The organism is Coprococcus sp. RTP21428st1_C9_RTP21428_210409, from assembly GCF_040227395.1.
In the GTDB taxonomy this organism is placed as follows: domain Bacteria; phylum Bacillota; class Clostridia; order Lachnospirales; family Lachnospiraceae; genus Coprococcus; species Coprococcus aceti.
The window spans coordinates 1-14,571 of sequence record NZ_JBEHVV010000072.1; the positions used below are offsets into that span (position 1 = coordinate 1).

17 protein-coding genes and 1 pseudogene are annotated in these 14,571 nt (G+C 37.6%); 9 read left to right on the forward strand and 9 right to left on the reverse strand.

Features of this window, described 5'->3' with window-relative positions; all coding sequences use genetic code 11:
* A partial coding sequence (locus tag ABUA34_RS11735; RefSeq protein ID WP_349823371.1) for a DUF6796 family protein occupies positions 1-628 on the reverse strand: 628 nt, incomplete at its 3' end.
* A 193-nt stretch (positions 629-821) separates the two neighbouring features.
* On the opposite strand from ABUA34_RS11735, the gene ABUA34_RS11740 reads away from it, so the two are divergent.
* The 9 genes from ABUA34_RS11740 (at position 822) to ABUA34_RS11780 (ending at position 7,358) form a co-directional block, all read left to right on the forward strand.
* Positions 822-1,595: a hypothetical protein gene (locus ABUA34_RS11740; RefSeq protein ID WP_004851542.1), complete on the forward strand. Its 774-nt coding sequence runs from the start codon at positions 822-824 to the stop codon at positions 1,593-1,595.
* Positions 1,596-1,648: 53 nt separating this feature from the next.
* Entirely contained in the window at positions 1,649-2,593 is a 945-nt protein-coding gene (locus tag ABUA34_RS11745; protein ID WP_161171222.1) for a DMT family transporter, read from the forward strand.
* Positions 2,594-2,645: 52 nt separating this feature from the next.
* Positions 2,646-3,107: an NUDIX hydrolase gene (locus ABUA34_RS11750; RefSeq protein ID WP_055145633.1), complete on the forward strand. Its 462-nt coding sequence runs from the start codon at positions 2,646-2,648 to the stop codon at positions 3,105-3,107.
* Between the two features lie 36 nt (positions 3,108-3,143).
* Complete coding sequence (locus ABUA34_RS11755) at positions 3,144-3,770, forward strand: alpha/beta hydrolase (RefSeq protein WP_161171221.1); 627 nt, start codon at positions 3,144-3,146, stop codon at positions 3,768-3,770.
* Positions 3,771-3,815: 45 nt separating this feature from the next.
* Entirely contained in the window at positions 3,816-4,262 is a 447-nt protein-coding gene (locus ABUA34_RS11760; protein ID WP_004853452.1) for a hypothetical protein, read from the forward strand.
* A gap of 383 nt (positions 4,263-4,645) precedes the next feature.
* Entirely contained in the window at positions 4,646-5,062 is a 417-nt protein-coding gene (locus ABUA34_RS11765) for a hypothetical protein (protein WP_055145636.1), read from the forward strand.
* Between the two features lie 141 nt (positions 5,063-5,203).
* Positions 5,204-5,497, forward strand: a complete 294-nt coding sequence (locus ABUA34_RS11770; RefSeq protein ID WP_055145639.1) for a MerR family transcriptional regulator — start codon at positions 5,204-5,206, stop codon at positions 5,495-5,497.
* Positions 5,498-5,912: 415 nt separating this feature from the next.
* Entirely contained in the window at positions 5,913-6,800 is an 888-nt protein-coding gene (locus tag ABUA34_RS11775; RefSeq protein ID WP_055145644.1) for a CPBP family intramembrane glutamic endopeptidase, read from the forward strand.
* 321 nt (positions 6,801-7,121) lie between these two features.
* The gene (locus ABUA34_RS11780) at positions 7,122-7,358 is read left to right on the forward strand and encodes a DUF6061 family protein (protein ID WP_004843528.1); all 237 of its coding nucleotides are present in this window, start codon (positions 7,122-7,124) and stop codon (positions 7,356-7,358) included.
* A 151-nt stretch (positions 7,359-7,509) separates the two neighbouring features.
* On the opposite strand, the gene ABUA34_RS11785 is transcribed toward ABUA34_RS11780, so the two are convergent.
* The 8 genes and pseudogenes from ABUA34_RS11785 to ABUA34_RS11820 all read right to left on the reverse strand — a co-directional run bounded on the left by ABUA34_RS11785 (position 7,510) and on the right by ABUA34_RS11820 (position 14,389).
* A complete protein-coding gene (locus tag ABUA34_RS11785) occupies positions 7,510-8,118 on the reverse strand; it encodes an ATP-binding cassette domain-containing protein (RefSeq protein ID WP_005608342.1) in 609 nt (202 codons plus the stop codon).
* Positions 8,115-10,055, reverse strand: coding sequence for a DUF1430 domain-containing protein (locus tag ABUA34_RS11790; RefSeq protein ID WP_349823372.1), 1,941 nt, complete (start codon positions 10,053-10,055; stop codon positions 8,115-8,117). Before ABUA34_RS11790 ends, ABUA34_RS11785 begins: the two co-directional genes overlap by 4 nt.
* On the reverse strand, positions 10,056-10,505 hold the full coding sequence (locus ABUA34_RS11795) for a hypothetical protein (protein WP_004843525.1): 450 nt from the start codon (positions 10,503-10,505) through the stop codon (positions 10,056-10,058). It lies immediately after the preceding gene.
* 67 nt (positions 10,506-10,572) lie between these two features.
* A pseudogene (gene mdcF / locus ABUA34_RS11800) lies at positions 10,573-10,916 on the reverse strand (broad-spectrum bacteriocin mediterrocin MdcF).
* 63 nt (positions 10,917-10,979) lie between these two features.
* Entirely contained in the window at positions 10,980-11,714 is a 735-nt protein-coding gene (locus tag ABUA34_RS11805) for a DUF6040 family protein (protein WP_005608347.1), read from the reverse strand.
* Positions 11,653-13,374 carry a MobA/MobL family protein gene (locus ABUA34_RS11810; protein WP_040893156.1) on the reverse strand — a complete coding sequence of 574 codons (1,722 nt, stop codon included), beginning with the start codon at positions 13,372-13,374 and terminating at the stop codon, positions 11,653-11,655. Before ABUA34_RS11810 ends, ABUA34_RS11805 begins: the two co-directional genes overlap by 62 nt.
* A 329-nt stretch (positions 13,375-13,703) precedes the next feature.
* A complete protein-coding gene (locus tag ABUA34_RS11815) occupies positions 13,704-14,018 on the reverse strand; it encodes a hypothetical protein (RefSeq protein ID WP_005608351.1) in 315 nt (104 codons plus the stop codon).
* A gap of 140 nt (positions 14,019-14,158) precedes the next feature.
* Positions 14,159-14,389, reverse strand: a complete 231-nt coding sequence (locus ABUA34_RS11820) for a helix-turn-helix domain-containing protein (RefSeq protein WP_004843519.1) — start codon at positions 14,387-14,389, stop codon at positions 14,159-14,161.
* Between the last annotated feature and the right edge of the window lie 182 nt (positions 14,390-14,571).

Consider the following 14,571-nt stretch of genomic DNA (forward strand, 5'->3'; position numbering starts at 1 on the left):
GACTGAATACATAATCCAGTGTGGATATGTCGGCGCCCATGGCCTGTCTGATGTCAGGAATGAGCACAAATATAAGCTGCCATGTGATGATGTGAAATACGATCATGCTCCTCTTCATGACAGTTCTGCCTGCCAGCAGCGATATAAGACTTGTGAGCATGAGCAGTGCCGTAGGTATGTACGCTATGCTGACGGCTGGAAAGAGCAGATTGTAGTAGTCGTCAACATATGCGATGGCCTGTTCTCTTCCAATGTGTTCAGACAGATAGGTTACCCAGTAAGCGAGTGTTCCCACGAGAAAATGCAGTGTCGCGGCGGACGCGACATACATGAGCCCTGCGTATTTGACGAGTGCCCTCGTCTTGCGGTACTTGGGAAGTATCTGCTCCGATATGGCGTCTATGCCAAATGCATAGAAGAACATACCGACAAGACCTGTCACAAGCAGCAGAGCCACTCTCCACAGCTGGAAATCCCCGTTCAGATATGCCCCCCTCACATAAAGTCCTTTGTCCGCGGGTGATGCGGGTACTATGCTGATACACAGATCCCCCACGATCAGGAGTGCTGCGCCGAGCGCGCCCAGCAGGCAGTTCCTTTGGTATTTAATTTTTTCTTTCTGTTCCATGTAATCCCCCTTGTAAATAATCTATATGGTTAGCACAAACTAACTAGAGCATATCATATACGAGGAGATAATTGAAGAAATATTTGCCAAAAACAAGTCGCGCCAATGGGGAAAGAAAATTGACTTTTTTCGTGTATAAAAATATACTTTCCATATATATACAATAAAAGATGCTTAAGAATGGAGGTACATTATGAGGGGAAGATGGAAAAAGGAGATTTTGTTATTTGTGATAGGTGCAGTATGGGGATTCATATATTGGGGCAATACGGTGTGGAATCCTGATGTGCAGTACCTCTTGCAAGATATAAAACATATAAAATTGCCGCTTAACTGGCATTGGATATTTGACTCAGGTGTGCATCTTGGCATAGCGGCTCTTGTGTTGGCGGTTGGCACACTGTTGATTCTATGGATACTGCGCTTTTTATCAGATTCACGTAACACACATGGGCTGATCATAGCCGGCCAGTGGTTCACAGATCTGATCTTATGTTCATTTCTGACTGGCGTGATCCTGTTCTATTTTAATAAATGGTTCCTATACAAGATTATTGGCGATAAAGGTGATGTCGTATTTTCCATAGCATATTTGTTTGTATACATATTGATATATATGATACTGTGTTCATGGTTTGATATATCCATTGAGAGGGTACAGAGAAAACCAAAGAAGAATTGCAGTCTGCTTATATGTCAGGTTCAGAATCGTGAGACATTTATGGATGTCAAGGAACTAGTAAAGAATTGCAAGTACACAGAGTGCTATACGTTGATGAAAAATAATCAGGAGAGATTGTCTCCAAAACAGTTCTGGGTCATAAGGGAGACGAACTTTACAGGGAAAAAGATGACAGCCGAGTGGAGATATTATGCAAATGGTGACTATGTAGAACTGGATGATGAAGAGCTTGCGACCAGGTTGCTGCTTGCTGAGAATGCAAAGAATATAGACTGGCAGTTATAATCGTATATAATGTTGTTAGTCTATGATATAAAAGACACGAGAGAGAAGTAAATATGAAAAAGATAGAGATAAACGACAAATGGATGCAGAAGACCAGTGTTGTGTGGTTCGGTGCCATGCTGTGCTGCCTGTTGTGGGGAAGTGCGTTTCCTTGTATAAAGATAGGTTATGGACTGTGGAATATAGAGAGTGCGGATACGTCGGCACAGATACTGTTCGCCGGTATGCGATTCGTGCTGGCGGGAATCCTTGCCGTGATATTTGGAAGTCTGCTGGAAGGAAGATTCATCAGGCCGGAGAAGGGCTGCGCCGGCAAGATAGCATGGCTGGCGATGCTGCAGACAGTCATACAATACCTGTTCTTTTATATAGGTCTCGCACATACAAGCGGAGTCAAGGCGTCCATCATAGAGGCAGTAAATGTATTCGTTGCCATCATAGTGTCAGGATTCATATTCCATCAGGAAAATGTCACTGCAAAGAAGATGCTTGGCTGTCTGGTTGGATTTGCGGGAGTTGTACTTATAAACATGAATGGAATGAATTTCCATATGAGCTTGTCAGGTGAGGGTGCGATATTTCTGTCGACAGTGGCTTATGCATTTTCATCGGTGTTCCTGAAGCGATATTCGGTAAAACACAATCCGGTTATGCTCAGTGGCTACCAGTTTATAGTTGGCGGAATTATTCTGTCGGCTGCCGGTTTTGCCATGGGAGGCAGACTCAGCACCGTATCCACAGGTGGAGTTTTGATGCTCATATATCTGGCTCTTGTATCGGCGGTGGCATATTCTCTGTGGGGAATGCTGCTCAAGTATAATCCTATATCAAGGGTTGCAGTATTTGGATTTATGAATCCGGTATTCGGCGTGATACTGTCGGCATGGCTGCTCCGCGAGGGTGCGCAGGCACTTGGCCCGGTAAGCCTGGTGTCGCTGGTGCTGGTGTGCACAGGAATATACATAGTGAACAGCAGAGAACGGAGCGAGAAAGATTAATTGTATTTGCGACATGAAACGTGCAAAAGAGGGTAAGGAGACAGTAGTAATTATGAAGATGACAACACTTTGTTACATAGAGAAAGATGGAAGATACCTGATGCTCCACAGGACAAAGAAGGAGAAGGACATTAATAAAGGCAAATGGATCGGTGTAGGTGGACATGCCGAGGAGGGTGAGAGTCCTGAAGACTGCCTTCTCAGGGAGATAAAGGAGGAGACGGGACTTACGCTTACATCATATCGATTCAGAGGTCTGGTGACATTTATAAGCAATGAGTGCGAGAATGAGCTTATGTGCCTGTTCACCGCAGATGGATTTGAGGGGGATGTCCAGATATGCGATGAGGGTGATCTTCAATGGATAGATAAAGAGATCGTGCCAACACTTCCGACGTGGAGCGGGGATGCGATATTTCTGAAGCTGTTGCTTGAAGGGGAGGAGAGATTTTTCTCACTCAAGCTCGTATATGAGGGAAGTGAGCTGGTGGAGCACAGGCTGGAATTCTATTGAGAAGGAACGTCCCCACATGAGGAGGAGTGACAATATATGAAGTATTTGTATTTGCATGGACTAGGACAAAAACCAGACAGTTGGAATAGAGTAATAAAAGAAACGAAGGTATCGGAAAGTAGTGTCAAATTAAGTTTGGCAGAGATGTTAGAAGGAAAATCTGCTACATATAAGGAATTATATTCGGCATTCTCATCAGAATGTGACAAGGTGAACGATGAAATTGTTTTATGTGGGCTTTCTCTAGGGGCTGTTTTGGCACTTAATTATGCTATAGACCACCCAGATAAAGTAAAAGCGCTCGTATTAATTGCAGCACAGTATAAAATGCCTCAAAAATTATTGAAAGTTCAGAATATGTTGTTTCATCTTATGCCGAATTCGGCATTCAGTAAAATGGGTTTCAAAAAAGCGGATGTTATCAGCCTGTGCGGGACGATGGCTGAATTGGATTTCAGTGACTCCCTGCATAAGGTGTCTTGTCCGGTATTGCTCATTTGTGGGGAAAAGGACACTGCAAACAAAAAAACTTCAAAAGAACTTTGCCAATATTTGAACAACGCCTGTTTCCATGAACTTGCGAAAACAGGTCATGAAGCAAACATAGAAGCTCCGGAAGAGTTGGCGATCGTGTTGCAGAGATTTTATGATAATATCAGATAAAATTCAGTGGTGCGTCCAGACAAGGGCATGTGGTGATGTGAATTTATGGAGAAAGTTATGGACTGGTTAAATATATTCGGACTGATAATGATTGCAGTTATTATGATACCCAATATTATTTTTGCAGTTAGATGCAAAGAGGGATTTCAAAACAAATGGAGCAATAAATTTGTTGAGGTTGCAGAACAGATAGGAAGGTTTGGCTGCTTTGGTTTTATGATAATTAACATTCCTGGAACATGGTTCGGGTGGTGGTCTGACGAAGCATTTGCCATATACCTTATTGTGGACGCGATATTAGTAGTGTTGTATTGTGCAATTTGGATAATTTGCTTTAAGAAGAGCAGCATATTCAGAGCACTGGCGCTATCTGTTATTCCCTCAGTTTTGTTCTTGTTTAGTGGAATTATGAGCAGATCAATTCTATTGCTTATCGCAGCAATATTGTTTGCGCCAAGCCATATTTTGCTTTCGTATAAGAACGCAAAATGATATTGGTCAACAGTCCTTTATCTTCGCTGACGCCTAATGAGCGAAAAGAAAATGCTGCATGGAAGAAAAATACGAAATATAGAAGCCGAGTATCTTTTTGGAAAAATAATCATTATGTTCGTGTTAAAATCACTGAAGATAATCAGTATATAATACATTCGATAAAAAATCACATAAAAGACAATATACATATGATGAAATCATCAAAGAATTTATATTATTTGCTGATGCAGATGCTGAGGAAATAGGCAAAGCGGTTATTGAGTCTTTTATGGAATCAGAACGATATTACAACATGGGTTAGGGTTTTGTTGTAATAATATATTACATATGATATTGGGGCTTATGCTGAGCCTATAAGTACAAATTACAGGAGGGTTCAAATGGGATTATTTGATAGATTTAAGAGGACATCAAAGGAAAGTTTATTAGGATATTTGCAAAATAGCATTTCAGATAATTCTAGTCTGGAACACATAGTAAGCGTGTTCGAAGAGATGTGTAATATGCCACTTAAAGAAGATATGATTTTATTTGAAACAGGAACCTATTCTTTTACAGGAAAACCTATGTTTAACTTTTCTTTGGTTAGACAATTTCCTAATGATGAGGAAGAGTATTATCAAATTCATGTGGATGTGTTATATATTCCAACGGAAGAAAATAAAGATTTTCAACGAACTATATGGAATGAGGATATTGAAGAAGATATATTCAGCTATATCAAAAAGACTCCTGAGTTTAATTCCTGTAAAGATAAGGTATTCAGCAAAATAGAAATATATTTGGATGAAACCTAACGTGAAAATCGGAATTTCTCTCACTGTCTGGTTGATATGAGAAATTAATTATTTGCGTAAAAAATAAAAAATAACGCAGCGTGATATATTGCTTGTCACGCAGCGTTATATACTAATATGGGCCTTGAAAGGAGGCAGGATATGTCATTATATACAACAGGAGAACTTGCAAAGAAGTGTAATGTTTCAGTAAGAACCATTCAATACTATGATGAAAGAGGTATTCTTGTGCCAACGGATTTGACAGAGGGAGGACGAAGACTGTTCTCTGAAAAGGATGTTGCTACATTGGAAACAATATGCTTTTTGAGAGACTTAGATATCTCTATTAAAGATATTGCTGAAATATTGGAATCTGATGAGTCTAAAAAAGTAATTGAACTTTTGCTTGATGAACTGAATAAAAACCTTCAGGCAGATATTAAGAAAAAATAAAAAATATAAGAAATTTTTTGACTTCTTTCAAGGATGGCTCACAAAAAACAATTCATGACATATCGTCAATTATGGAGTAAAAAGAAAAGCGAAAGAAAATGTACAAAAAAATGCTGATCGTAGGAATTCCTGTAGAAATCACAGGAATTGTAACTTTTGTTATTGGTATATTACAAGGAATTTGGATACCATTTTTTGTAACTACGGCAGTGTATACTATTTGTGCTGTCTTTTTAGCAAACTATTGGTACAAACGGATAGAGTATATTTGTCCGGAATGCCATACCAGATTTCAACCAAGGAAAATGGAAACTCTGTTGGCAAATCATAATCCAAAGATGAGAAAGTTAACTTGTCCTAGTTGTAGGAGGAAAATTTGGAGTTTGGAAGTATATAGAAAAGAGGTGGATGCATAATGGAAACAATTAATTTGAGTAAGAAACAATTTGTGATATACATGGCAGTCGCATTTGGACTAGCTTGGATTTTAGAAATGATAGCAAGTGTTTTTAGTAATAATGGAAATCAGATAGTGTTTACTGTTATAGTGATGATTACCATGTTTATGCCGTTCCTTGGTGTACTGGTAGCCAGAATCCCGCTAAAAGGTATGGGATGGGTACCACATTTAAAAGGGAAACTTCGTTATGTATTCTTTGCCCTTTGGATGCCGGCGTTATTAAGTATCCTTGGAGGGGTCTTGTTTTTTGTGATTTTCCCGGATACATTTGACTCTGAATTTATGACGTTAAGAGGTCTTTTAGAGGAAGCGGGAGCGTTGGAACAGTTCGAGGCACAGGGTATCACGATACCAATGTATCTGCTGATTACGTCTGTTCAAGCTGTGACAATTGCACCATTTCTGAATATGTTTGTCGCATTAGGCGAAGAGGTTGGTTGGAGAGGTGCGCTGTATCCATATTTGAAGAAGAAGCTGGGTGTTACTAAGGGTCGAATTGTAGGTGGTACTATTTGGGGGGCTTGGCATTGGCCGATTATGATTTTGGCTGGATATGAGTATGGTAAAGAATATATTGGCGCACCGGTACTTGGTCCGATTGTGTTCTGTGTCGCTACTATTATGATGGGGATATTATTTGATTATGTATATGAAAAGACAGAGACCATCTGGTTGCCATCTCTTATGCATGGTGCTACCAATGCATTTACTATTTTTGCATATCTGGTAAAACCTGATTATTCCAATATGGCAATTCTAGGTCCAGCATATATTGGTATTATCAGTATGATTCCAATGATTATTGTAGCAGTCATCATTTGCGTAAAGACGAAAAGGAATTGAGTATTAAAGAGATATTCAATCTCACCCACAAATTCAAGTTGATATTTCACATATTTTAGGAAATTTAATAACTGTTATATTTAATTATCAAATTCTTCGCAAACCCTTGAAAATACTAAGTTTGTAGCAAGTGAGCTTTCCCTTACTCTTTCCCTTGTGTTATATTCTCACATTGGTTTTCATGAACCTTAATATGGGAAAAAATAAGGGAAAGAAAATTTCATAACACAGTATAACAATAACGACATGGTGAACTGATTGAAATGTTTTCGATATTTAACTCTATAACTGATTATTAAAAGAAAATGGAGATAAGATACGATGAGAACAATTTATGCAGAATACAACATAAATCACGATAGTATTGATGTTTACACAAGTGCCGGATATATGCTTCGCATTGATTGCTGGAAAGCTGAAAAAAATCTAAAAACCACATACGGATCAGAATGTGCGCTTACTTCATTGGCTGTGGATGAGCCTTTGGAATATGCAAGATTATATCTTGAGGGTAATTTACAGATGTGGGTAGATGCAGAAGACTCACTAGAGTTATAATCCTTATCCATATAAATAATATGCAAATATATATCCCATCAATATAGCGAATATACTGAAATAAAAGTATCTTTATAATCAATTTTAACCAAAAGAATATGTTCTTAGAGGAGGTGTCTCCCGAAAGAACATATTCTTCTATTATGGGTAATTATAAATATAGAACATGCTTTTCTTGTGCTACAATTTCTTCACTATGAGTTACAACAATAACTGTTTTTCCCTGTTCACTTAACTCATGCAATATATTCATAACAATCTCACTATTTTTTTTGTCTAAGGAACCAGTTGGTTCGTCTGCTAATACAATCGAACATTTCTTTAGCATTAAACGAGCTAACGCAACTCTCTGCTGTTCGCCACCAGATAATTGATAGACTTTTTTGTTAATTACTTTCTGTAAACCAACTTTTTCAAGAGCTTCATTTATTGAAATATCCGTTCTACCTGATTTTTTTATTATTTCTAGATTTTCTTTTACTGTTTTGTTTTCCAAAAGGGCAAAATTTTGAAATAAAAATCCAACAACTTCTTTGAAATATTTCTGCTTTTTTCCTTTTTTTGCCACATCAAAACCATTCACAATAATAGAACCTTTGTCAGGAGTTTCAATACCTCCAATCATATTAAGTAAAGTACTTTTTCCGCATCCACTTTCGCCACTAATTACCAAAAAACGGCTATCTGGAATTTCCAAATGAAAATTTTTGAACAAAATTTTATCATTATATGCTTTGCATAGATTTTCAATTGTTATCATAAGCAACCTCCTTTTAATGATTTCGGTATGTTTGTTTTTTCAACAATTGTGATATTAAAGAAAATAATTGTAAATTCTATTAGTGCCATAAATGAACTAACAAGAATGCTAATTCCTACTTCAGTCTGTACCGATAATAAAGAATAGATAAGCATACCTACTAATATCACAAAATTTTCCACTACAATCATTTTAAGAAGTGTTTTGTGCCGTTCAAATAAACTATATCCAAAGATTTTCATCAAGGAAATTTTCATTGCATTTTCTCGGAACTCTAGTCTACTTACTGTAACAATAATCATAATATTTAAAAGCAATACAATCGTACAAAGAGAACTTAAAAATCCCACGAGTTTTATTAAAAATGTGTGATTATATAAATACTGTTCATGTACGTTTGTAATTACTAGCTGATAATTTCCAAGCATATCTTCATACTTTTTGCTGATATTTCTTAGCTGTTTTTCATCACATTGAAATAAAACTGCTCCTGCTTTATAGCTTTCAAGATACCCACCATTGACTGCTAAATCTTTGTTTGCCTGATAAATAATTATCGGATTTTTGCTTTTTTCGATACCATTTATTCTACTTGTATCTAAATAGGAAAAGTATTCTGTTTCGCTATACTCTATGTACTGAATATTTAATTGTTGTAAATTATCATGATTTAAAACATGGCTCATGGAGTCATAGGCTAATTGCTTGTTTTTAGCAAAATATCTATTCTTTGGAATGAAAATAATCAAATCAGAAGATTCATTCTCTACTGCATTTATCTGCTTCGTAAAACCTTGTAACATATCTTTTGCATGATTATTTACATATATCACATCATTTTTATCATTTAAAATATTCAAGCATATTACAGGCTTTAATGTGTTATATTCATTCTTGTATAGTTTATTCCAAAAAGCTTCTTCTTTTTCAGCATTAAAATCAGTAGTCTTTACGGTAAAATAATTTGCATCATAATATTCTTCTAACAAATGTTCATTTGTAAATAGGTTATTATGAATACTACTAATATTAGTGGTAATTGTAAAAACAGCGGCTACCCCTGCTATAAATTTTAACGAATAAATTAAAAAATCCACTCCTCTTTTGTGTGTTGCATTTGCGAATGCCTTTCTAATATCAAAAAAGCAAAAAGAACAATATGGAATAGTGGAAAGAATAATTCCAATGGAATATAAAATTGTGACGAGTCTATTCTCATATGCTCCCGATATATAATTTGACAGCAATATTTTTGCAACAATAAATAATGCAATGTCAAAAGTTACATCGAATAAAGCAGCCTTAAATGCTATGAAACCAGCACTTTCTCCTAAGGAAACTCGTACAACAACCTCTTTTTTTCGCCTAACCACTTCAATTACATTTAGAACAATCATCAATGCAATAATCATACCCCATATAATAAAAATCATGTCCTTTTCCGTAGAATTCCAATATTCTGGATAAGTTAAGCTATATTTTTCTGATAATTTCTGATATGCAGAGATAATATTGTCCTCATTTCCTATGTATGAGATAAAGTTTTCATAACCCACAGAGGTACTTTGCAATTCTGAGAGATTATGAAATTTTACTTTCGTAATTCCGGAAACTAAAGCGGTATATTCTGATTCTTCTATGTTTGCAGTATTTTTTAATGTTTGTCTGATTACTTTATCATCGCCATAAATATGAAGTGTTGAAAGGTATTTATTATTGATTTCATTGTACTGAGAAAAAATATGTACATCATTCTCCGTTGCAGTTTCTGATACATCTTTCAGAAACTGCGACATATCTTCACTAGCAACTTCATAGCGTGATGACGTAAAATATGCTGTAGAAAAGTTCCAAAGCTGATCTTGAAATATTTCAGATTGCATAAGTATTCCAAAAATCAGGAAACAAAACAAACATAAGTTTTTAATTGCTTTCATTTATTTCAACCCCAGATTCCATACTTTATTTGCTTTTTCAAATATCGTAGTCAATATTGTGCTATTTTCATCAACAATCCATTGATCTTCTTGATCTTCAGCTTTTTTGCTACTTGACAACATAATTTGAGTATTCAAATCCTTATAGTCATTAAATAGCACGCCTTGACTTATTCCTTGGTGAAATGGTTTTATCCAAATAATTAGTGCATATCGAACATCTGACTCAGCTATCGCAAGATTTCCATTCCAAAGCAAATAATCAGGGACAGACACACTATACTGGAATCCATCTTTATCTGTGTAAATTTTTACTCCAGATTCTTCTATTTCAGGGAAGTCTTTCTGAAATTCGTTATATGGTTTATAACTCCCGAAGTACCAAAATAAATTATAGCAACAGAACAAAATAACCAAAACAATTCCTATATATTTTATTTTTTTCTTCATTTATATACACTCCACAAAAAAGAGTGGTTGGAATTCCAACCACTCAGCCATTATCCCGAACCTTTGTTTAGTAGCTATTACCGTAGGTAATACTATTTCCTTTATGAGCAACCTCAATTTTAGACCAATTACCTTTACCAACATTTGAACCCGAAAAAGAACCATTTCCATTCTTGACATATGCGTAATGATCTTTAGTTGAATGATATGCGTGTGCATAATCTTCATTAATAGCAAGAGTATTATAACCATAAGTCAAAACACCTTTTCCGCCATCAGATGTAGTGCTCAATTCCCACTTTTTATCAAATGTCTTATTCCCGTTTGTAACAGAAAATGCCATTACTGGAATTGATGAAGAAATTAACATTGCACTAAAGCTACCCCTACAATCACTTTCTTTGCTCTCATAAGTTTTACCTCCTTTGATCTGCTGTATTTCTATTTATATTTTATCAAATATTTTGTATCTAGTCAATCAGTATCTTGACTTATATAGCGTCGAATTGTAAGATATATTCCTTGTAAAATTAACCAAAAGAACAACAGATTTATTGATAATGCTTTTTTAATTACTTCTCCAAAATAAATGATGACAGCCGCACTTGTCAGTATCATCAGTAGGGTAATAACATCCCAACAGTTTTTCTTATATAATTCTATAACCTTTATTTCTATCAGTATTGCCAGTATCCCTGTCCCTGCCACACATATTCCAACAACCAATATCATCAATAACCAATATATGATTCCGGCTATAATCTCATTTGGAATTTTTGTGCTGATTTGTGCCACAGATTGCCCGGCATCAATCGTCCAACCGATAAAAGTTTGTATGAATGATGCTGCATCATGGAAGAATGATTTGCAATCGGAAAGGAACACATCTGACTGTACTGCCTGAAAAAGAGTGGTTGTCAGCGAATACCATGCAAGAAGGAACAAGGTTGTTTGGAACATTACCGTTTTTGCTTTATATTGTCCTGCAAGTTGCTCTTTTTGTGTTTCGTATCTTGCTTTTGCATTCTGATAGGCTGTCCGGTCACAGGCTTCGCATTTTTTATAGAGTACCGGCTTTTCTACCGGTATCTCTACGATTTTCTGATGTGTCCGGGCATAATCCCGTTGTTGTGTTAAGCATCGTATTTTATCTTGACATTCCTCTATCGTGACGTTTGCGCTTCGCAGCTTCTCTTTCTCGCTCCGCAATGCTCTGTCTGCCAGCTTCAAGTCGTTCTTTAATGCTTGAATATTCCCGGCTCTGTTCTCTTTGTTTAATTTCTCGTTCAAGGTCAGAGATTCGTTGAGCTGCGTCTTCAGTTCCACGATAAGCTGGTCTTTCTGTTCCAACTCTTCTTGTATCTCCTCGGTCAAGAGCAGAAGTTCTTCCAACTGTTCGGCGTTCTTTGATTCTCTGGATTCGTTCATCTATATCACGTCCTTTCTCTACCTGCTGTTCCAGTTCAGCAATTCGGTGTTCTGTTTCAGTAATAAACTGTTTTCGCTGTTCAGCTTCTGTGCCAATATCTGCCATTGCTGATTTTCGTTTTCCAAAAGTTCTATCTTCGTTTTCTGTTCTTCCATCTTGGAAAGTAGTTCCTCGGTATTTGGCAAAATGTTGAGCAGCTCGGATAACTCGCTGTTTAATTTTTGCAATTTCTGATTCTGTTCCTGCATAAGAGAGAGTTGGGTGTCCCGGTTCTGCATTTCCAGAAGCATTTCTGCCATTAAGGTCTGCTGTTCTTCGATTTGCCCAATCATGGACTCCATTAAGGGTATAATTTCCCGGCTTTCTTCTAATGTCATTTAATCGCTCCTTCCATAATGATAATGCACCTGATACTTTCCCAAAGGTGTCCAGTATCTTTTGCAATAACGTGTTTTGTTGTTTTATGATTTGATTTTCCGCTACTTTCCACGAACCTTTTATTTCCTGCCCGGCAAGAAACTTTTGTTCAATCTTTCTTGCGTCAGCACCTTCATGGATGGTAGGAATCTGGAGTTTTCCCTGCTTTTCGTAAGAACGGTGATCGACCTGATTATGCAAAGGCAGATGTTCATTACACACCTTTGCCCACTCGCTCCGCCACAGTTCACAGTTTTTTGGATTGTTCCATCCCGTAGCATCGGTCAGTACCCGTTTCCATTGCAGGCGGTTTCTTGCACCAATCTTCTGGATTCCGTTTTCATCTAATACAGGGATACGGATTCCATGACGGTCAGGGTTTTTCTTATCCTGCCACCAGTTCGGATGGGATTCATCAATCACGATATTTCCGCTTTTATCTCTGACAAAATCCCAATCTTTGACTTCTTTCTTCCCCCAAGAATGATCCGGGTTAAAAGGGCGCATTGTCAGAAGCAGATGGACATGAGGATTGCCATCCCCTTTGTCGTGGATACTCCAATCAGCACACATTCCCTTATCCACAAATGTTTTTTTGATATAGTCGGCTGTATATTGAATCTGTTCCTGTCTGCTCCATTCTTTGGGGAGGGCAAATTCAAATGACCTGCCAAGTTGGGCATCTGCACTTTTTTCAATCTTCAATACCTCATTCCATAACCGTTGTTTCTGAAATGTGATTTTAAATTTTTCTAAAGCAGCTTCTTTATCTTCTGACCTTTTGTATCGGACAGATTTTTGAAAGCGTTTTATATTTTCTTCTGGTACTATCTGCCATTCAGGAGGTGCGTTTTCGCACATCATCAGACTGGTGTAGACCACTTCTTTTTTAGAAGTGTAATAACTGATTCGCCCGGTTTCCTCGTTTTTCATCACATCCCCATTGAGATATGCGGAAGCGGAGATAACAGATTTCCCTTTACTTCGTCCGACTATTTTGATTGTGTAATGAAAAATCGCCATGTCTGGATTCCCCCTTTCTGCACATCCGGCATAGATTTCCGGCAACATTGCTTTCAGTTTTAGAAAAAGCAGTATTGCCGGAACGCCCTCTGCGTAAGAGTGCCCTGCGCATAGCAGCCTGCATGGAATGCGCCCCTCTGGCGAAGAGTGCCTCCTGCGGCATGAGCAGGTCTGGCTGAAAGCCCCGCCGACGGAACGAGCCCGGCAAGCGTGAGCGAAGACCGGTTGCCACTTGTGGCAAACTTATTGGGACGACCTCTGGTTGTCCATAAGTGCGCCCTTCATGAAAAAGCAATGAAGGGAATGAAAAACTCATCCCCCCCCCGCCATTACACTTCCTCCATATCGGTATGTGTTTCTTTCTGCATTGCCTTTGAAAAAAATTTCCCATTGGCTTCCTGCTTTTTCAGAAAACCAATCAGCTTTGGGATGTCCTCTTCCTCGATAGGCGCACCGAGAACGGATTCCACCGCACCGCCAACCTGACAGAGCCTATGAGTTCGTTTTTTACTTTCTTCGGCTTTCTTTCGTTTCAGAAGTTCTTTCTTCTGTGCTGCATATCGTTTTGCTTTTTCAAGGCTTTCCTGTTCCTTCTTTTCCATTTCAAGCATTCGTTCTTCATAACTTTTTGTTGATTTTGCCATGATTACATTCCCCTTTCTTTTACAAACATAAGTTCTCGGTTGCGTATCAGAAGAAGCACATGGTATAATCTTCTTGCGTGTAGGTATATCATGGCTTCGGTCTGATAGAACCTTTGGCGGTTTCTTGGGAAGCCGCCTTTTTAATTTGCCGCAGTTCTTGTTACGGCTTTTACATTTCCTCTATCCCTCAAATCACGACCTTCATTCGCTTCCATAAACATTTCCAGAATATCGGTTTTAATCAGGACTTTGCGACCAACCTTTAATACTGGAAGTTTCTTCCATTCTACAAGCTGTCTTAAGGTGTTTCTGCCGATTCCCGTATAGTCAGCAGCTTCTTCGATGGATAATGCAATTTTTCTTTGCGTCATATAATCACCTCCTTATAAATTGCATTATGCAATTCTTGTGATGTAAGTATATCCTTTTCATATCTTTTTGTCAAGCGTTACGAAATATTAAAAATAATTTTTAAGTTGCATATTGCAATTTCGGAAAAACAATGCTATAATTCATACATACCGAAAAAGGAGGCAGTCAGCATGAAAGATAA

Excerpts from the sequence above, each read along its gene's own strand:
- ABUA34_RS11790 (WP_349823372.1), bottom strand. The coding sequence starts at position 10,055 with ATGAAAGCAATTAAAAACTTATGTTTGTTTTGTTTCCTGATTTTTGGA.
- ABUA34_RS11820 (WP_004843519.1), bottom strand. The coding sequence starts at position 14,389 with ATGACGCAAAGAAAAATTGCATTATCCATCGAAGAAGCTGCTGACTAT.
- ABUA34_RS11745 (WP_161171222.1), top strand. The coding sequence starts at position 1,649 with ATGAAAAAGATAGAGATAAACGACAAATGGATGCAGAAGACCAGTGTT.
- ABUA34_RS11795 (WP_004843525.1), bottom strand. The coding sequence starts at position 10,505 with ATGAAGAAAAAAATAAAATATATAGGAATTGTTTTGGTTATTTTGTTC.
- ABUA34_RS11755 (WP_161171221.1), top strand. The coding sequence starts at position 3,144 with ATGAAGTATTTGTATTTGCATGGACTAGGACAAAAACCAGACAGTTGG.
- ABUA34_RS11770 (WP_055145639.1), top strand. The coding sequence starts at position 5,204 with ATGTCATTATATACAACAGGAGAACTTGCAAAGAAGTGTAATGTTTCA.
- ABUA34_RS11760 (WP_004853452.1), top strand. The coding sequence starts at position 3,816 with ATGGAGAAAGTTATGGACTGGTTAAATATATTCGGACTGATAATGATT.
- ABUA34_RS11765 (WP_055145636.1), top strand. The coding sequence starts at position 4,646 with ATGGGATTATTTGATAGATTTAAGAGGACATCAAAGGAAAGTTTATTA.
- ABUA34_RS11775 (WP_055145644.1), top strand. The coding sequence starts at position 5,913 with ATGGAAACAATTAATTTGAGTAAGAAACAATTTGTGATATACATGGCA.
- ABUA34_RS11785 (WP_005608342.1), bottom strand. The coding sequence starts at position 8,118 with ATGATAACAATTGAAAATCTATGCAAAGCATATAATGATAAAATTTTG.
- ABUA34_RS11815 (WP_005608351.1), bottom strand. The coding sequence starts at position 14,018 with ATGGCAAAATCAACAAAAAGTTATGAAGAACGAATGCTTGAAATGGAA.
- ABUA34_RS11810 (WP_040893156.1), bottom strand. The coding sequence starts at position 13,374 with ATGGCGATTTTTCATTACACAATCAAAATAGTCGGACGAAGTAAAGGG.
- ABUA34_RS11780 (WP_004843528.1), top strand. The coding sequence starts at position 7,122 with ATGAGAACAATTTATGCAGAATACAACATAAATCACGATAGTATTGAT.
- ABUA34_RS11750 (WP_055145633.1), top strand. The coding sequence starts at position 2,646 with ATGAAGATGACAACACTTTGTTACATAGAGAAAGATGGAAGATACCTG.
- ABUA34_RS11740 (WP_004851542.1), top strand. The coding sequence starts at position 822 with ATGAGGGGAAGATGGAAAAAGGAGATTTTGTTATTTGTGATAGGTGCA.